The sequence below is a fragment of the Shewanella sp. 4_MG-2023 genome (assembly GCF_030548015.1).
Taxonomy (GTDB): Bacteria; Pseudomonadota; Gammaproteobacteria; order Enterobacterales; family Shewanellaceae; genus Shewanella.
Genome location: NZ_JAUORL010000024.1, coordinates 15,571 through 34,099, shown reverse-complemented (window position 1 = coordinate 34,099; position 18,529 = coordinate 15,571). Strand labels below are relative to the sequence as shown.

Below are 18,529 nucleotides of genomic sequence, written 5' to 3'. Positions count from 1 at the left end.
TTTAAATTCAATCACAGTACAGATAGCCATTAAAACCAATGCCAGTCGATGTAAATCGACTGGCATTTTTGTTTTGATTTACATCACTTTATTGTCGCTTAAGCTGCATTTTCACTTACTGGCATGTTGGCCATAGTCTCCATTCACGAATATAGCTGTTCAAAAAAACTGCAAATAAGGTGTTGCTTAATTAGGATTACGATTGTAATCTTAATTGGAGATTACAACCGTAATCCTAATGTTTGAAGCAAACTTTATTGAAAGAAGCAGTATTTCAAACATCTTTTATCCAACACTGCATTGAAAAAACAGTATTGAAAAAATAGCATCGAAAACAAATAGCATTGGAAGTAAACGATGAAAGACATCAGCAATAGCGAACTATTAGTCCTTAAACAACTTTGGCAACGGGCACCTTTAACATCAACTGAAGTGGTTGATGCTCTGGCATTAAGTCATGACATGCATGAAAAAACCGTTAAAACCTTAATTAACCGCTTAGTAAAAAAGCAGGCGATTAGTTTTGAGAAGCAAGGTCGGGTTTACCATTATTCACCATTGATTGTTGAGCATGACTACACAGCTAAAGAGTCCGAATCATTTGTTGAACGTATGTTCTCTGGCAAGTTAACCCCTTTAGTGGCGGGTTTTGCAAAGAACAATAAGTTATCAGCTGAAGATGTTGCTGAATTAAAGTCATTACTTGATGATTGGCAGCAGGAGCAAAAATGATGCTGAATTGGTTTATGGAACAAACCGTAATATTAACGCTATTTTGTTTACCGATGATGGTGTTTCATCGGGTTATTTTGGCAAAAATCGGTGCCCATTATACTTATGTGTTATGGAGTTCAGTGCCGATACTATTGCTAATTTCAGTAGGTCAGCTGTGGTTTCCTGAGGGCTTTATGCACCTAAAGCTTTCATGGTTGTCATTGCCTGAGCCTGCTGCAGTCATGCAGCATTATCAAGTGCTTGCCACTGATACTATCAAGCTATCTTCTATGCTCATTAGCTCACTGTATCTCGACTACTTATACATCGCGATTATGAGCTTGTTATTATTGAGTATGGTGTACCAACAGACTCAATTTAATCCCATTGTGGCCTCAGCGGTTAAAGTCGCTGAAACCAATAAGGGGGTTGATATATTGGCTCATGAATCCGTTCAGTCTCCAATGCTGGTGGGGTTATTGTCACCTTGTATTCTGGTGCCGTTAAATTTCAAATCATTAGATATTAATCAACAGCAAGCAATCATCGCTCATGAAGCGTTCCATCATCAGCGTAAAGACTTATGGTGCAATGTCATTGGTTGTAGCGTGCTATTGATGTTCTGGTTTAATCCGTTGATGTGGTTTGCTTACAGGCGTTTTAGACATGACCAAGAGTTGTCGTGTGATGCTCAAGTAACATCAGAAATGGATAAAAATAATAAAATTGCCTATAGCCATGCGCTATTGGCCTACTCGCAACATGTTCCTTTGAGCATGTTACACACTCACTATGGAGATAAAACCATCTTAAAAGAAAGGATTATACAGATGAAAAAACAGCACGGAAAAAACACACTCGTCATCATGGGGATCACCCTAGCATTAGGTATCAGTGGATTAATAATAAACCAGCAAGTTCATGCCGGTTCACAAGCTAAGCAAGCGGAGACACATGTTGTCCCTACAATGCGTATAGACCCTATTTATCCTGCTAAAGCGGCAACTGCAGGGCTCAATGGCTATGTGCAACTGGAGTTTGATATTAGTCAATCCGGTAAAGTGTCGAATGTTGCAGTGATTAAGTCATCTCCTACAGGTGTATTTGACCAATCAGCTAAAGATGCCTTATCACAATGGGTTTATAACGAATCAGAAAATGGCGTTAAAAATGCACAAGTGCAGCTTGATTTTGTCATCCATGAGCCTGCTGCAGATGTAGAGCGCATTAAAGTGAACTAATGATAAGTGTCAGCAATACTCGTTTTTTTGAGTATTAACTGAGAGGTTTAGCTTGATCACCTAAACCTGAATTGATCATAAATTAGCATGTGATATATAGGTTGTTGGTTAAGATAAGGCTTATTTATTATCCCCATCATGATGGCTTACACTGATTTACTTAACCCTGATGCCGGTTTAATGGCGTTTACGTTTGCCATAGTGCAAACCGCGACCTTTATTGTCGTGATAGCCATTTCGATAGAAGGTTATCTATTACGACCGCTTAAACCGATTGAGCGAGTGCTGGCAATAGCCGTGGTACCTTGGGTATTGTTTAACCCGTTAAGTACTGGCTTTGTGGGCGTATTAGTGATTTTAGGTCTGATTGGCGTGCAGTGGAAAACACGTGCTGTGGTAGCGGCTTAAATCGAAATAATAGCGAACCAGTTTATTCTAAAATACTGTTATTAAGCAGTATTTTTAGGCTATTTTAATAAATCGGTTTGTTGTGTATCTTGCGTTTAATTTTCATTCCAACCTCAAATCTGCTTAGGCTAGTAACAATTGTCTAATTGAATGATGACTATATTGATAATTCAATTATTAATGATAAAACGTCACTTATTCAACTCAAAAAACAGACTTTTTCAACTCCAAAAAACACACCACAAGACACCTAGGTAAAATAATTGTTAATAATGTGACAATAAAAAGTAACTCAAACCGCTCAGTAAGTCTCTGTTTTTATTATCTATTAATATTTATATCATATTAGTGAAATTTCACTGTCATTTTAACGCAGTCTTTTTGTCATTTTTGCGGGTTAGTTTGTCGTCCATTGAAACAACTTAACTCGCTTACACCCGTCTTCGGAGATGACAATGGAACTGAAAAAAATGTTTAAACTTAGTGCTGTATCAGCTGCGCTTTCTGCAACCTTATTACTTGCGGGCTGTGGTGGCGATATCAATATTGATACGGGTTCACAAGAGCCGACTAACCCTACAAATCCAACGGATCCAACCACACCGACTGAAACGGACCAACAACTTGCTTACGGCGGCTTTGCAGAAAAAAGCACTACGATAGCGGCTATCGATGGTAAAGAAGTGTGGGTGTTAACAGGCACACTGGCACCTTCTACTGCAGCTTCAACAGTAAAGGTAGGTGGTCAAGATGGCGCGAACATCATTTTAGGAAACGATGTGGTGTGGATGCTTGATGGTGCAGTTATCGCTGGCGGCGATAAAGCTGACTCGGTTGAATTATCAATTATGGCTGGCACTAAAATTATTGGTGGTAGCGAGTCTTATTTAGTCATTAGCCGTGATTCAAAAATTATGGCCGAAGGCACAGCTGACGCGCCAATCGTATTTACTTCCCTTGAAGCGGCGCTAGGCCAAACTGGCGAAGCGGGTCAATGGGGCGGCTTAGTAGTTTTAGGTAACGCACCTGTTAACTCATGCCCTGATTTAACCAGTTGTGATGCTGCATTTGAAGTGGGTAACCACAACTACGGTGGTGATAACACTGAAGATAACTCAGGTGTTATTCAGTATGTTCGGGTTGAGTTTGGTGGCTTTAAAATCAACGACACCCAAGAAATGAACGGTATTAGTTTCGCGGCAGTTGGCGCAGGTACAACTGTTGATCATATCCAAATTCATAAAAATAACGATGACGGTGTTGAGTTTTGGGGCGGTAACGTTTCGCTTTCACATGTGGTGTTAACTGAAAACTTTGATGACTCTCTAGATTGGACTAACGGTTGGCAAGGTAGTGCCCAGCACGTTTATATCCGTCAAGAGGATAACGGTTCAAACCGTGGTATCGAAGGTGACAGCAACAGCAGCGCTGATGCTGAACCACAGTCTATGCCTACATTAGCTAACTTCACCATTCAAGTGGCTAACGGCACTAACAGTGGTGGTGATGACGCTGAAGGTATTTTACTGCGCAAAGGCACGGCTGTTAACGCATACAACATGCTGGTTAAAGGCGATGTTGATTCTGGCGAATGTTTAGAAATCAATGACGACAATACAGTTGATACCGCTGAAGCTGGCAACTTAAACATGCAAAACAGCTTAATCGATTGTGTTGAGCCGTTTAAGAGTGCCAAGGTTGATGCTGATAAAGGTTACACCAAAGCTTACGACGTTGAAGCTTGGTTTATGGCCCAAGAAGGTAACTTAGCCGGTGCTGCAGATTTATCAGGGTATATGCCTAATTCATCTTCTGTTGCTTTAACTGGCGGCGCAGCTGATTTAGCTAACATGGATGACCGTTTAGATGATGCCCAATATATCGGCGCATTTAATGGCAGCACTGACTGGACGGAAGGCTGGACCACGGCCATTCATGAAGATGCAGCGCCTGCACCAACTGAATTACCAGTTTTAACATCTTGCCCTGTAGGCACAACTTCAGAAGATGTGGTTGCAGGCCTTTATAAAGATGACAGCGTGACTTTAGTCTGTTCAATCGAAGGTAACATCACCACCAATACAACACTGCTTGCTGGTCAAAACGTGATGTACAAAGTAGATGGCGGCGCGGTGATTGTAGGTGGTGATAACGCAGACTCTGCAACACTGGCAATTCAAGCGGGTACGCAATTATTTGCGACCGACAACAGCTACATCGCCATTAGCCGTGGCTCTAAAATCATGGCCCAAGGCAGTGCTGAGCATCCAATCGTTATGACCTCTCAGCAAGATGTAATAGCTGGCGCAGAAGGTGAGCGTGGTCAGTGGGGCGGTTTAGTTATTCTGGGTAATGGCGAAACCAACAAGTGTCCTGATAAAGACAACTGTGATGTGTCATTTGAAGTGGGCGACTTCCCATACGGCGGTAATGACAATGCTGATAACAGCGGTCAAATCAGCTATGTGGTAGTCAAATACGCCGGCTTTAAAGTCAATGATACCCAAGAAATGAACGGCATCTCATTTGCGGCAGTGGGCAGTGGAACCCAAGTTGACCATATTCAAGTCCATGCAAATGGCGATGATGGTGTTGAGTTTTGGGGCGGTGCAGTCAATCTTAAATATGTTTACCTAACGGATAACTTTGATGACAGCTTAGATTGGACTAACGGCTGGCAGGGTAAAGCACAGTACGTGTATATCACCCATGAAGATGGTCAAGCTAACCGTGGTATTGAAGGCGATAGTCATAAAGGCACTGACGACACGCCGATTTCAAACCCAACTATCTCTAACGTAACAATTCTTCCTGGTGCTGATATTGAAAATGCCAGTGGCGATAAAGGCGAAGGCATCATTCTTCGTGTTGCTACTCGTGCATCAATTCACAACCTATTGATTCAAGGTCGCAAAGGTGCAACTTCTGAGACTGAATCAGGTGAGTGTTTAGAACTAGACGGTACTTACGCAGGTCTTGTTACCAACGTTAACGATGAAACATTAGTGATGTCTCACTCTGTTATCGACTGTAACGAGCCATTCAAATACAGCTCTGACAACACAGATACAACCGATGCGGTAGACACGCAGGCCTGGTTCTTAGCTCAAACAGGTAACTCTGCTCAAGAAGTGACGTTAACTAATGGCATGCCTGCTGGCACTGACACTGTGTTATTGGGTACGGGTCTTGATATGAGTACGACTGACACCTTCTTCGAATCAACTGATTATATCGGTGCATTCGATGGCCAAACTGATTGGCGTGAAGGTTGGGCTTTTATTAAATAAAAGCGAGTAGTAAACCTTAGGCATCGGGGAGTGAGTACTCCTCGATGCTGCTTAAAGTCCGATTAGATAATCAAAATAGTTAGTTAAATTTACATTAATTGTCACCGGTGTATCACATCTTAGTGGCGCGACCTGAACTGTGTACAGGATTGAAAAACGTTATGAAAACCAAGCCGAGTTTTATCGCTAATAAGCTAAGCCTAGCTGTTGTTACTGCTATTTCTGCAGCTTCTCTTTTTGCAACACTACCAGCTTACTCGGAAGAGACACCAGCTTATGATCCTGGTGAAGATTTCCCTATTGAAGTGATTGCCGTGACGGGTCGTTTACGCAGTTCAGCCTCTGAAGCGATGGAAGAGCGCCGCGAGCAACCTGCCGTGGTGGATATTATGGGCGCGGACCAAATATCTCGCACCGGCGATAGTGATGCAGCTTCAGCGCTGCGCCGTGTTACCGGACTCACGCTTAAAGATGGCAAGTTCATTTATGTACGTGGTTTAGGTGAGCGCTATTCTAGTACATCATTAAATGGTGCGGTTGTACCATCGCCAGACCCTACCCGTAATGTGGTACCGCTGGATATGTTCCCAGCCTCTATCATTGAATCTTTATCAGTACAAAAATCCAGTTCAGCCAGCACGCCAGCTGCATTTGGCGGTGGTCATGTTGATATTCGTACTAAATCTATTCCTGCAGACTTTTTCTTTAAAGCGTCAATAGGTGGCCGTTATAACACTAATGATAGCGATGACACTTATACCTATAACGGTGGCGGCGATGATTGGACTGGCCAAGATGATGGCACTCGGGCAATGCCAAACAGCATTAACGAGGTGACCAATCAATATGGCGGAATTAGCCCCATTGATATTGTTACTGGTTCAAATGGCACAATTGATTTTGCCAGTGCTCAAGCCATTAACCGTGGTTTAGCCAATGATATGTATCGCGACATGACGGTATTTACTGAAAGTACGGACCCTGGAGTTCGCGGTAATATCGCCATTGGCGATCGTTGGGATATCACTGACGATATTATTTTTGGTGCTATGTCTGCCGTTTCTTATAAGCAGCAAGCTGAAAACTATACCAAACGTGAAGTCGAGCTAGATGGTGATGAGAACAAGGTACAAATCGAAAACTCAAAAGACGTCATGGGTACCGATTCAATAGTACAAATGTCAGGTATGCTTAATTTAGGTTTAGAAATTGGTTACGACCATAAAATTCAAACTTTCTCGACTTATTTACGTGATACATCTGATGATGTGTCAGTGGCCATCGAAGAAACCATCGATACCATCGCCGAGCCTAATGCATTGCAGGTTTATGATATTGCTTATGAAGAACGTAACCTTATCAGTAACCAAATTCAAGGTGAGCATTTCTTTGAATATCTGTGGGATTTAGAAGCCAACTGGATGTATTCAAACGCCAGATCAAAGCGCTATGCACCGAGCGAATTATCTTACACTTACAATGTAATACTTGATGATGCTGATAGCATTACTAGCCGTAACTTAAATACCCAAGATGCGCCTAAATATGTTTATAGCCGCCTTGATGATAATACCGAAAACTACAAATTTGATTTAACCCTACCCTTTGAGTTTGGCATGAAAGTGCTAAAAATCAGTGGTGGTTATGAGTACTTTGAACGTACCCGTGAAAGCTATGCCACGCGATTGGGATTTGATGTCGGCTTAAGCCCAACAGACCCCAATGGCGATATTCTAGCGGGTGACTTTGACAATATATTTTCTGATGACAACATTGCCAATGACACGCTTGATTTAGAATTAAAAGACGCCTCAACCGACACCGAAGATTATGTCGCCGCTGAAATGATAGACGCCGGTTTTGTCAATTTTGATGTGGATTTTGATGATGTATGGCGCTTAACCGCAGGTGTGCGTTATGAAGATTTTCGCCGCGTGACATTGCCATTAACCCCAGATGGTGAGATTTCAGATGAAGGTGGTCGTTACGATATTGAAGACTACGCAATTGCAGAAGACGGCTGGTTTCCTTCATTGGCATTAACCTGGAAATCATCAGATGAAAGCCAATGGCGCTTTGGTGCCAGTAAAACCTTGGTTCGCCCAGACTTACGTGAAGTGGCGCCAGTGCGGTTTCAAGACCCAATTACCGGATTTGATTTCTTTGGTAACCCAGAACTTGAAAGCTCAGATATCTATAACCTAGATGTACGCTGGGAATACTACTCAGAAGATGGCGCAAACTTAAGTGTTGGTGGCTTTTATAAAGACGTTGCAGCACCCATAGAAGCGATTCAACGTATCTCAGAAGCGGGTCGTCAGCTTAAGTTTTACAACGCTGAGTCAGGTTATATCTACGGTATCGAAACTGAGTTTTTACATGACTTAGGCTTTATTGGCAGCAATGGTAGTGTTTGGGAAGACTTTTTCGTAGCGGGTAACTTAACCCTAAGTGACTCAGAAATTGAAATTGCCAGTAATGGTGAAATTGACCCAACCAATAATAAGCGCCGCATGACAGGCCATTCTGAGTGGGTTGCCAACATGCAGTTAAGCTTTGATTCGTCTAATGAGTCTCACAGTGCAACCTTAGTGTATAACGTGTTTGGTGAGCGTATTGCTTATGGTGGCCGTGGTGGTTTAGATGATGTGTACGAGCAACCCTTTCACAGCTTAGATTTTAGCTATAGCTTTTTACCTACTGAAAGCTTTGGGGTGAAATTTAAAGTGAAAAATATCCTAGGTGAAACCACCGAATACGACCAACAAGATGTGGTGGTATACGCGAAAGAGCCTGGCACAGAATTCACTCTGCAATTTGATTACCAGTATTAATACTGGAGATTAACAAGAGTGACAACAGGTACTGGTTTTTAGCATTTTTACCTCATCCTTTAAATGCTAAAAGCCAAGTGCACAGTGTGATATCTAGGTGTTTGGAACACGCCAATATCGCACGCTTCTTTATCAGTAAGCGTTATTTAAGACTACGTGACTTAACAAAGAAGTTGGCAGCTTTGCAAAAGGCTGTATGCAGTATGTAAAATAAGCTGTAAAAGTAACAGGCCACTTTCTTTTGGAACAAGAAAGTGGCCTTTTTATTGGCTAGCGCTATTAGTTATAAGCGCTGTGAGTTATAAAATTAGCTCGTTAGCTATGAGCCTTAATAGCAGATCATTCTTCACTGCTGTCGATCAGATTGCTAATCGCTTTTGAGATCAGATCTTTTTTCATGCTAGTGCGAGCGACACCTTGTTCAAACCAAAAACTCATCGGCTGATCAAACCCAATACCATGCATGTAATTGTAAATCGCTTTACGCAGCCCTTCACCTAACATCTCATGATCAGTATCGGTAGGATCGCTAAAATCGACATCATTTTCAGCGAATAAAACTTCAGGGCGATCGCTAAGAGTAATACCAAATTTTTCTGGATTCATACCAACAGGGCTGTGGATCGTGGCCACAAAACGGTGCCAATAGGCAGACTGGAAACAACCTTGCTGCATCATCTGTCGCACCATTTCCAATGAATCCACCGTTTCTTGCTCGGTTTGAGTCGGAAAGCCATACATCAAATATGCGTGCACCATAATACCGGCATCGCTAAAGGCTTTAGTGACTTGGGCAACGCGCTCAACACTGACGCCTTTTTTCATCAGTTTCAATAAACGATCAGACGCCACTTCAAGGCCGCCACTGACCGCGATACAACCAGAGTCGGCTAGCAATTGACAGCGGGCTTGGCTAAAGGTTCTTTCAAAACGGATATTACCCCACCAACTGATCACCACGTTGCGCTCAATTAAGCGTTTTGCAAAGGCAAATAAGGTTTTTGGTGGCAGCGCTTCATCGACAAAATGGAACCCTGTTTGTCCGGTTTCTTCAATGAGTTGCTCAATGCGATCAACCAGAATATCAGCGCCAGCAGTATCGTAGCGATCGATATAGTCCAAACTGACATCACAAAAGCTACATTTACGCCAGTAACAGCCATGGGCGATGGTGAGTTTATTCCAGCGGCCATCACTCCAAATACGGTGCATTGGGTTGAGCATTTCACACAAAGACAGATATTCGCTCAATGGCAAGCCATCGTATATCGGAGCGCCGACTTCCACCTGCGGGATATCGTGGAGTTCTGGGTTTTCATTAAAGTGAACGTAAGGCTCGCCATTGTCATCTTCGGCAAGGAAGTAAGTTCGCACTAAATCATCGACTTCACGTTGGCCTTGAAAGTATTCCAGCAGGGTGATTAACGGGCGTTCGCCGTCATCAAGACAGATAAAGTCGATAAACTCAAATACCCGAGGATCTTTGAGTGCCCGTAGTTCGGTATTGATAAAACCACCGCCGATGATGATGGGGATCTCTGGATTAATGGCTTTACAGGTTTGGGCAATACGTAACGCGCCGAGCATATTACCGGGAAAAGGCACGGTTAAGGCTACAACGCTAGGTTGGGTTTCTTCTAAATAGTGCTGAACCAATTGCGCTAAAATTTCTGAGCTAAAGGTTGGCTCGTCCATCAAGGTATCGTAAAGGTTATCAAAGCTTGGATTAGCCGCAGCTAACTGCTCGCCATAGCGGCTCACTTCAAAGTAAGGATCAACCCCTTGAGTGATGACGCTGGAGAGATCGTTAATAAATAAGGTCGCGAGATATTTGGCTTTATCTTGAACGCCAAGATTACCAAAAGCGGCTTGCAGTACATCGCCTGATACCGCTTCCATTTGCGCAATGGCTTCAAATGCTGGGCCTTCAGGTAAAAATCGGCGCGAGTTAATCCGCAGTGCAAGACTGGGATCTTTACCCTGTAAAAACCGAATCGCGCTCTCAACAGTCAAATGATAACGATCAAATTCAGCCAGAAAATTATGAATAGCATCAGGTAATTCATCGTCTTCAAAGTGCTCGAAATTAGCTTCCACATGTTGACGAATAATGTCCAGCGCAGGCGCTGTCATCATTTCTAGGAAAAGCTCAATGGCAGGATCACGCTGCTCCGCCTCATAACCTCGAGAACGCAAAAAACCAGTTAAATACGCAGTTGCCGGATAGGGCGTATTTAATTGGGTCATAGGTGGAGTCATTAGAAGAACGGTCATAGCCTGCCTTTAATAGTAAAACTTGAGTGTACTGTGTTAGACAGAATCAGTGCTAACAGAGTCTGCGTGAACTAGGATCAGCCTGATACAGAATCTTGTACAAAGAGTGGCAGCCAATACGGTTGCCAAAAAATAACAGGGGATTCTAACAAATGCGCTATAGCCATTCTACTTCAAAGTTTAGGTTTCAGCGCTGGCTTAGCTAATCCAACTCAAGGCGTATAGGTGAAATAATGATTATTCCTTCTATCTCAGTGGTTTCAAAACAATGCAACATCGAAGATACTTTACCTAGGCGCTTCCATAGGGGAGTTAAAGTGATTGATATTGGCTTACTGCACATTGCCTAATTTTTTATACCAGTTCGTTAGTATGCAAAAGATTCGCTATCGTCACAATCTTGTCTACATAGATGTCGGAACTATCTTGTTGCAATATACCTTTGGGCTAGACCCTTTTGTTTAAATATTAGCAAGGCGGTTAAATATGGCTGCAACTGTGTCATTATCTGGCTCTCGCATCTTGCCCAATGGATTAGGTTTGACACATGGCCGCAAAATTTCAAAATCAATTTTTACGTCTCTGTTTATATTTAGTATTTGCCCTTGCTATTACGGCATGTTCGGTCAAAACCGAGCAAGCTAACATTCGCCAAGTGGGTAATATTACCTATAAAAAAATTGCTGAAGCCAGTGGCTTAGCTTACTCAAAAATTCAGGACGATGTGCTGTGGCTGCACAATGATGGCGGTGATAGCGCCGCAGTGTATGCGGTAAATTTATCTGGTGATTTGCTGGCGACGGTGAACATTGAAGGGGTAAAAAATATCGATTGGGAAGATATGAGTTCGTTTGTTATTAATGGTAACGCGTATCTGTTAATCGCCGATGTCGGTGATAATAGTGCTAACCGGAGTCAATATTTCATTCATATTATTGCAGAGCCTGATGTCAGTAAACTTGCGTTAGCCGCATCTATCAAGGTCACGCCGCTTGTGTCATTGGCATTTAATTACCCAGATGGTCCAAAGGATTGTGAGTCTGTTGCTGTTGATGTGGTTAACCTGCAAATTGTATTACTGAGTAAGCGACAAACCCCGCAAACCCTATATCAATTGCCGTTGCCGTTAGAGTTAGAGTTAGCGCAACCAGTAGCCGTATTACCTTCAGTACCTAGACAGGAAAGAGATACGCTAGTGGCAAAACCCTTAGGTGCGCCGCCAGCATTACCGGAATCATTTTCAGATTATTTCGGCAGTATACGTTTAGCTCTTTTTGCCGGAAATTCGACAGCAATGAGCTTTTCAAAGGATGGCTTATCTGCGGTAGTGTTAACCTATGGTCACGCTTATTACTATAAGCAGCAACAGCCCACAGGCGCTTTATCACTATTATCAACTACGCCAACAATCATTGATTTTCCGAAACTATTTCAAGCAGAAGCGGTGAGTTTTAATCACGATGCCAGCCGTTTTTATATCACCTCAGAGGGCAGCCCAGCGCCAATATATGAAGTAAATATTGCTGCTGTATTGGCGAGTTCTGATCACTAACTACTGAAAGCTAGCTACTGAAAAACTCACTGTTGAAATATCAGTATTTATTGCTGATATTTGCCGCGCACCTCATCGATTAAGCGCTTCCATTGCGGATATTTAGCAAAGCTTTGGGGTAAATCGCCCCAAGGTGATAACGCTTGCATCATGGCATTTTCTGAGTGATCAGCGCCTTGGCTCAGTTGATATAAATAGTAAAAAGCCGAGGCGCGATAATTTAACGCACAATGGACTAAAATCGATTTATCGTTATTGCGCTCCATGATGCTAATAAACTGCGCTACATCTTCCATGGTGGGTTGCTGCCAATCGACTTCAATGTTGTGGTAAACCATGCCAGCATCTGTGACCAGTTTATCTTCTGCCGCTAAATAATTTGAGTTGTTTTTGGGGATTAAATTGATCACCACCTCTACCCCTGAATTTTTAAGCGTCTGAAATTGCTCTGCTGTGGGCAAGCCTGCGGTTATCACTTGGCTGTTATTGAGCTTGAGCGCTTTGATGTTATCAAGCTGGCTTGGGTCAATTTGCGCCGCTGCAGGATTGACTAAACTAACGCTTAATAAGCTACTGGTTACCATTGTCATTAACGCGGCTCCCATGATGCTGTTTTTCATCTGTAATCCTTTCATCTGTAATCCTTGGATTTGAGCAATTACATAACAATGTCATCAATGGCGGCTAATTCAGCTGCACTAAAGTTAAGGTTATCTAGTGCGGCCACCGAATCGAGAACTTGTGCTGGGCGACTTGCACCAATCAAGCAACTGGTTACCGCATCATTGTTAAGGTTCCATGCGATCGCCATTTGCGCTAAAGATTGATCCCGGGTTTGGGCAATGGTATTTAATGCCTGCACTTTGGCGATTTTCTCTGGAGTTAGATCGTTATCAGCTAAATAGATTTGATGGGCTTGGGCTGCGCGCGAGTCTTTGGGAATACCATGGAGGTATTTATCAGTGAGCACACCTTGATCCAATGGCGAGAATACAATTGAGCCAACGCCTTGATCTTTTAATACCTCGGTTAAGCCATCTTCAATCCAGCGATCAAACATATTGTAGCGTGGCTGGTGGATTAATAATGGCGTGCCTAGCTGTTTTAAGATACTGATCGCTTGCAGCGTTTCTGCTGGCTGATAGCTTGAAATACCCACATACATCGCCCGGCCTGAGCGGACAATATAATCTAGCGCTTGCATGGTTTCTTCAATGGGAGTGTCAGGATCCATGCAGTGATGATAAAAAATATCAAAGTAATCTAGCCCAGTACGTTTAAGGCTTTGATCGCAGCTAGCGATCAAATATTTTCTCGAGCCGCCAATACCATAAGGCCCTGGCCACATGTCGTAACCCGCTTTACTAGAAACGATCAACTCATCTCGATATGGCTTAAAGTCTTGTTTGAAAATATCACCAAAGGTGGACTCCGCCGCGCCGTAATGGGGACCATAATTATTGGCTAAATCAAAGTGGGTAATACCAGCATCAAAAGCTGTTTGCAGGATGTTTCTCGCATTCGATTGGGGGTCTGATGCGCCAAAGTTTTGCCATAAGCCTAATGAAATTTTTGGCAAGCGAATACCGCTGTTACCACAACGGGCATAAGCCATTTTTGTATAGCGTTCGTCGCTGGCAAGGTACTGCGGGTTTGGATCGTGGGTAATCATTTATCATCCTACAAATGAATTGTTACTAAATTGAATTAGCTTTGAATTTAAGGCGTGTTTTAAATATCTGTTTTAAATCTTTACTTCAAATCTACAGCACTAGAACAATTATAAGCATTGCCCAATATCGTCACTGAAGTGGTAAACGACTGCGGCTTAAGCAAATAAACCGTATTTGCCCCTAGCGTTAATGCTTCATTTCTCAGCTGATTAATCGCCCCTTGGGTTAAATCCTTATTTGAAATAAACAAGTAATCATACCAATGCCCTTGGGAGCCAATTATTGGCCCTTTTAGTTGGCAATCATCAAGCTGTTGTCCTTGCCATAAAATTTGCACATGTTCGCTTTGATAATGAGGGACGTTAATACAAGCCGTGAGTCCTATTGGCATGAGTATCATTAATAACCCCATTAATCTGGCACTGCGATTGACTGGATTCATATAGGCCTTAAAAATTTGCTGTTAATTACGCCATGTTCATATAGCAAGTCTATACTTAATCAGCAGCGTAGTAGAGTTAAAGTCAACTTACTTGGTTAAGCTTCGCTATGCAATCAGCATGTTGGCGTTCACTGTTTCATGAAAGAGTAAACATAGGGATATACACATGGGTAGCATCAATTTAGCCAATGAAACCGTGATTAAGTCTACTTTTGCTACTGCGCAAAACGGTGCCTTTAGCGGTGATGGACAACTATATTTGACTGAAACACGGTTATGTTTTGAAGCCTTTAATAAAATCTTTGAAATGGGTCCTTATGAGATAGACCTTGAGGATATTGTTAGTGTTGAAAAATGTTGGGGGACCGGTGGTGGAGTGTTACCCCTTACCGCAGATGCGATTAAAGTGGAACTTAAAAACCATCAGTCCTATAAATTTATGGTGGCTGACTCTGCTGAATGGCTGGAGCGATTGAATCGTTAACTCATTACCTTAAGCTATGTGAGAACCGCTTACTGATGAATTTAGGCTAATAAAAAGCTGAATCATTGATTCAGCTTTTTAGTTGGGCGACTCGCTATATTGCTAAAAACGCATATTAAGCGTTAGCAAATACATCTTGTAGCGATGGCACCACTTGCTTCTTACGGCTTAATACACCGTCTAGCCAGACTCGGCCTTCAACGGTTGCTTTACCGTAGGCTTTTTCAGTTAAGTCAGCGTCATCTGAAACCACTAACATTTCTGAGCCTTCTTTCATGATATCGGTTAGCAATAATAATACGCTGTGACGGTTACCTTCAGCTTTCAGCGCTGCGATATCAGCTTCTAAATCAGCTTTGATATCGTCAAATACTGATAAGTCGATAACTTCTAATTGACCGATACCCACTAGGTTACCGTTCATGTTGAAGTCTTTAAAATCACGCATGACTAAGTCACGTGCTGGCGTACCTTCAACAGCTGATTTAACTTTGAACATTTCCATGCCCACAGCTTTGAAGTCTTCAATACCGGCAATTTCAGCTAATGCTTCAACGCAGCGGATATCAGCAGTAGTACAGGTTGGAGATTTGAAAATCACAGTGTCACTTAAAATAGCGCACATCATGATGCCAGCAATGTTAGCTGGGATTTCTACTTGGTAGAAATCGTACATCATTTTAATCACTGTGTTACTACAACCTACTGGACGGATCCAACACTCAAGCGGAGTAGAAGTGGTTAAGTCACCTAATTTATGGTGATCAACAATACCTACGATGGTCGCTTGGGCAATGTCATCTGGTGCTTGAGTTAATTCAGAGTGATCAACGATATACACTTCTTCGCCAGCGTAGCTTGTTTTGTACTCTGGTGCTTCAAAACCAAATCTATCTAAGATATACGCTGTCTCAGGTGAAAGTTCACCAAGACGGGCTGCAATAGCAGGCTCTTCAATTTGATTTTTTAAGTAAGCAAGTGCGATTGCACCGCAGATTGAATCTGAATCAGGGATCTTATGACCCACAACATACATTGCCATTTGGTACGCTCCTATAAATTTTCAGCGATTTTAACAAGAAATAACCGCCTGACCAATCTTTACCAATAAAAAAGCCCCAGAGAACGTCCTGAGGCGATTCAAATCAAGCAATATTCATCTTAAGTTGTCAGCTATTGACTAGTTATTTACTCAGTGGTCAATGCATTCACAATGGCTGTTAACTTAAAGCATAACCACCTTTAAGGTGGGCAATATTATCAAAGCCTAAACGCTGCATGGCTTGGGCGGCCACCATGGAGCGGCTACCACTGCGGCACACTAAAACCCACGGCTTGTGCTTTTGGTGTTGATGCTGCTGAATAAACTGCACTAAGCGGGTTAGTGGCACATTCTCAGTGGTGCTACTGGTGGGTTGCAGCGCGTATTCATGGGGCTCACGAATATCGATGACGCTAACTTGCTGTGCTGATAAAGCGCTGGTTAAGCTCTCTGTGTTGTATTCGGTAATATTCACTTTAGCTGCAGCGTTAGCTGGCAATGCGCCGCAAAGAATTTCACTGCCAGACTCATCACACAACTGACTATCAAGCTGGGCTTTTAGGCTTTCAAATTGGCTTTGGCTTAATTGGCCATTTAAGGTGTTGGCCAGCAGTGCATTACGGCTAGATTCTGCTGCTAATGAGGTAGTGAACTCATTGTTATAGTCATGGCTGGCACAAATCAGGGTGTTGTCACCGATAAGCTGATGCAGTCGCTTAAGGCTGGTAAACATGGCTTTAGCGCAGCTGCTGTCAAAGTTAGTTCTGCCGAGACTGCCCATTAAAATCGTGTCGCCAGCAAAGGCAAAGCGGCATTGCTGGCTAAGTGGTTTAGAGCTTAATACTGCCTTAGGTAATTCATCAGTCGATTTATTAGGTAATTCATTAGATAATTCATTAGATAATTCATTAGAAAATGGGTCACATAACAGCAAGCTAATACTGTCGGCGGTATGGCCTGGGGTGGCAACTTTCAGCAGTGCTTGATTGCCAATAGTGATGTACTCAAACAACTCGCCCGCTTGGGTGACGTTGCTGCAGTTTTGCGGCCAGCCTAAATGATCGCTTAATTGATCCGGCAAATGTTTGTCGGCAAGGTATTGGCGACTAGAGACATGATCGGCATGACCATGGGTGTCGATCACCGCCACTAATTCAAGTTGCTGACACTGCAATAGGGTATCTAAGCGTTCATTTAGTTCTGGCAGTGGATCGATGATGATTGCTTGCTTACTTTGTTGATCGGCATAAATCCAACTACAGCTCGGGCCTGAGCGTAATTGAACCAAACCATTTAATGGCTGTTTATCGCTTATTTCACCACTGTCTAAAATCATACAGCTATGGGTTAATGCATTGGCGGCAGATTGAATTCTGATGCAGGCTTCATCCACCTGCGTTTGAGTCATGGCGGGGCCAAAAGACATTCTGATGGCTGACTCGCTTTGCCACTTGGGTAATCCCATGGCATCTAATACAAAGCTACGGGTGACTTTTGATGAACAAGCAGAGCCTGAACTGACGCGAATATTGGCGGCATCAAATAAATCCATAATCTCTTTGCTACTAAAGCCTGCAATAGCAAAGTTGATGGTTGTTGGCACGCTATTGCTAAAACTGTGGTTAAACACTACAGCAGGAAAAGCACTTTCAAGGGTATCAATTAATTGTTGTTGATAAGCCCTTAAGGTGTCGACATCGGCAAACTGGTTTGTACCCATCGATTGCGAGTTATTTAACAGCATATCGAAAATGACACTTATGGCTGCCATTCCCGGCAGGTTTTCAGTACCCGAGCGCAGGCCGCTTTCTTGGCCGCCGCCAGCAATAATCGGCGTAAATGGAGCACCTTCGCGGATGTAAACAAAGCCAATGCCTTTAGGGGCATACAGTTTATGGCCGCTAAAAGGCGCGTAATCGATACTGGTGTTGGCTAAGTTTAATGCCGTTTTACCCAGTGCTTGGACACAATCAACTAACCAATAAATATCAGGGTTAGCTTGGCGGATGATGCGATCAAGCTGAGTTAAGTCTTGGTAAACCCCGGTTTCATTGTTTACTGCCATGGTGCAAATCATTAATGCATTGGGCGCTTCTTTAGCAATAAAGTCCTGATCAAGATTACCCATATGATCAACGGGGATCGCTTTAATTTCTGCGTTTATTTCAAGAAGGGCATTCCAATGCTTTAAGGATTCTGGCACCGCTTTATGCTCAGTGGCGCCATATAACAAGCTGTATGTTTGATCTTGCTTGAGGCTAGTTTTAGCGGCAGCTTTAGCCGCGACTAAGGCGGAAATGATCGCGGTTTGAATCCCTTCTGTGGCGCCGCTGGTAAAAATTACGGTACCTGTGTCAGCGCCAATCACTTGTTTAGCTTTTACTCGAGTCTGCTCCATTAGGTTTTTGGCTTTAAGGCCGCTGATATGGCTACTACTTGGGTTACCAAATAGGGTTTCCATTGTAGTTAATGCTGCCGTTGCAGCTTGGGGTAGCACAGGAGTTGTGGCATTAGCATCGAGATATATTTGGCTTAGTTCAGTGGCGCTTTTCATAGGGGTAAGACTCGCATGTTG

13 protein-coding genes are annotated in these 18,529 nt (G+C 42.9%); 7 read left to right on the top strand and 6 right to left on the bottom strand.

The features are described from left to right. The first annotated feature begins 357 nt into the window (after positions 1-357). From Q4546_RS13625 to Q4546_RS13605, 5 genes are all read left to right on the top strand, one after another. Positions 358-732, top strand: coding sequence for a BlaI/MecI/CopY family transcriptional regulator (locus Q4546_RS13625; protein ID WP_102436565.1), 375 nt, complete (start codon positions 358-360; stop codon positions 730-732). Next, positions 729-1,955, top strand: coding sequence for a TonB family protein (locus tag Q4546_RS13620; protein ID WP_241903462.1), 1,227 nt, complete (start codon positions 729-731; stop codon positions 1,953-1,955). The genes Q4546_RS13625 and Q4546_RS13620 overlap by 4 nt, the downstream gene beginning before the upstream one ends. A gap of 138 nt (positions 1,956-2,093) precedes the next feature. Continuing rightward, the gene (locus tag Q4546_RS13615; RefSeq protein ID WP_102436567.1) at positions 2,094-2,363 is read left to right on the top strand and encodes a hypothetical protein; all 270 of its coding nucleotides are present in this window, start codon (positions 2,094-2,096) and stop codon (positions 2,361-2,363) included. Between the two features lie 455 nt (positions 2,364-2,818). Next, positions 2,819-5,653 carry a hypothetical protein gene (locus Q4546_RS13610; protein ID WP_303446431.1) on the top strand — a complete coding sequence of 945 codons (2,835 nt, stop codon included), beginning with the start codon at positions 2,819-2,821 and terminating at the stop codon, positions 5,651-5,653. A gap of 161 nt (positions 5,654-5,814) precedes the next feature. Beyond that, positions 5,815-8,487, top strand: a complete 2,673-nt coding sequence (locus Q4546_RS13605) for a TonB-dependent receptor (protein WP_303446430.1) — start codon at positions 5,815-5,817, stop codon at positions 8,485-8,487. A 339-nt stretch (positions 8,488-8,826) separates the two neighbouring features. Here Q4546_RS13605 and Q4546_RS13600 read toward each other — a convergent pair whose 3' ends face one another. Continuing rightward, positions 8,827-10,761 (bottom strand): radical SAM protein, encoded by a 1,935-nt coding sequence (locus tag Q4546_RS13600; RefSeq protein WP_303446429.1) that lies wholly within the window; start codon positions 10,759-10,761, stop codon positions 8,827-8,829. Positions 10,762-11,308: 547 nt separating this feature from the next. On the opposite strand from Q4546_RS13600, the gene Q4546_RS13595 reads away from it, so the two are divergent. Beyond that, positions 11,309-12,313, top strand: a complete 1,005-nt coding sequence (locus tag Q4546_RS13595; RefSeq protein ID WP_303446428.1) for a hypothetical protein — start codon at positions 11,309-11,311, stop codon at positions 12,311-12,313. Positions 12,314-12,360: 47 nt separating this feature from the next. Here Q4546_RS13595 and Q4546_RS13590 read toward each other — a convergent pair whose 3' ends face one another. The 3 genes from Q4546_RS13590 to Q4546_RS13580 all read right to left on the bottom strand — a co-directional run bounded on the left by Q4546_RS13590 (position 12,361) and on the right by Q4546_RS13580 (position 14,428). Then, the gene (locus tag Q4546_RS13590; RefSeq protein ID WP_303446427.1) at positions 12,361-12,948 is read right to left on the bottom strand and encodes a protein tyrosine phosphatase family protein; all 588 of its coding nucleotides are present in this window, start codon (positions 12,946-12,948) and stop codon (positions 12,361-12,363) included. 23 nt (positions 12,949-12,971) lie between these two features. Next, positions 12,972-13,985 (bottom strand): aldo/keto reductase, encoded by a 1,014-nt coding sequence (locus tag Q4546_RS13585; RefSeq protein ID WP_102436579.1) that lies wholly within the window; start codon positions 13,983-13,985, stop codon positions 12,972-12,974. A gap of 80 nt (positions 13,986-14,065) precedes the next feature. Beyond that, positions 14,066-14,428, bottom strand: a complete 363-nt coding sequence (locus Q4546_RS13580; RefSeq protein ID WP_303446426.1) for a DUF4156 domain-containing protein — start codon at positions 14,426-14,428, stop codon at positions 14,066-14,068. Between the two features lie 166 nt (positions 14,429-14,594). Between Q4546_RS13580 and Q4546_RS13575 the strand changes: the two genes are divergently transcribed. After that, positions 14,595-14,912, top strand: a complete 318-nt coding sequence (locus Q4546_RS13575; RefSeq protein ID WP_102436583.1) for a GRAM domain-containing protein — start codon at positions 14,595-14,597, stop codon at positions 14,910-14,912. 115 nt (positions 14,913-15,027) lie between these two features. Here the strand turns inward: Q4546_RS13575 and Q4546_RS13570 are convergent, their stop codons facing one another. Together Q4546_RS13570 and Q4546_RS13565 are read right to left on the bottom strand one after the other, a co-directional pair. Then, positions 15,028-15,954, bottom strand: coding sequence for a manganese-dependent inorganic pyrophosphatase (locus Q4546_RS13570; RefSeq protein ID WP_102436585.1), 927 nt, complete (start codon positions 15,952-15,954; stop codon positions 15,028-15,030). 178 nt (positions 15,955-16,132) lie between these two features. Next, positions 16,133-18,508 carry an aminotransferase class V-fold PLP-dependent enzyme gene (locus Q4546_RS13565; protein WP_303446425.1) on the bottom strand — a complete coding sequence of 792 codons (2,376 nt, stop codon included), beginning with the start codon at positions 18,506-18,508 and terminating at the stop codon, positions 16,133-16,135. Positions 18,509-18,529: the final 21 nt, after the last annotated feature.

What these genes read in the sequence shown, in the direction of transcription:
- Q4546_RS13620 (WP_241903462.1), top strand. Translation starts at nt 729, where the DNA reads ATGATGCTGAATTGGTTTATGGAACAAACCGTAATATTAACGCTATTT.
- Q4546_RS13580 (WP_303446426.1), bottom strand. Translation starts at nt 14,428, where the DNA reads ATGAATCCAGTCAATCGCAGTGCCAGATTAATGGGGTTATTAATGATA.
- Q4546_RS13595 (WP_303446428.1), top strand. Translation starts at nt 11,309, where the DNA reads ATGGCCGCAAAATTTCAAAATCAATTTTTACGTCTCTGTTTATATTTA.
- Q4546_RS13600 (WP_303446429.1), bottom strand. Translation starts at nt 10,761, where the DNA reads ATGACCGTTCTTCTAATGACTCCACCTATGACCCAATTAAATACGCCC.
- Q4546_RS13605 (WP_303446430.1), top strand. Translation starts at nt 5,815, where the DNA reads ATGAAAACCAAGCCGAGTTTTATCGCTAATAAGCTAAGCCTAGCTGTT.
- Q4546_RS13585 (WP_102436579.1), bottom strand. Translation starts at nt 13,985, where the DNA reads ATGATTACCCACGATCCAAACCCGCAGTACCTTGCCAGCGACGAACGC.
- Q4546_RS13625 (WP_102436565.1), top strand. Translation starts at nt 358, where the DNA reads ATGAAAGACATCAGCAATAGCGAACTATTAGTCCTTAAACAACTTTGG.
- Q4546_RS13590 (WP_303446427.1), bottom strand. Translation starts at nt 12,948, where the DNA reads ATGAAAGGATTACAGATGAAAAACAGCATCATGGGAGCCGCGTTAATG.
- Q4546_RS13610 (WP_303446431.1), top strand. Translation starts at nt 2,819, where the DNA reads ATGGAACTGAAAAAAATGTTTAAACTTAGTGCTGTATCAGCTGCGCTT.
- Q4546_RS13615 (WP_102436567.1), top strand. Translation starts at nt 2,094, where the DNA reads ATGATGGCTTACACTGATTTACTTAACCCTGATGCCGGTTTAATGGCG.
- Q4546_RS13570 (WP_102436585.1), bottom strand. Translation starts at nt 15,954, where the DNA reads ATGGCAATGTATGTTGTGGGTCATAAGATCCCTGATTCAGATTCAATC.
- Q4546_RS13575 (WP_102436583.1), top strand. Translation starts at nt 14,595, where the DNA reads ATGGGTAGCATCAATTTAGCCAATGAAACCGTGATTAAGTCTACTTTT.
- Q4546_RS13565 (WP_303446425.1), bottom strand. Translation starts at nt 18,508, where the DNA reads ATGAAAAGCGCCACTGAACTAAGCCAAATATATCTCGATGCTAATGCC.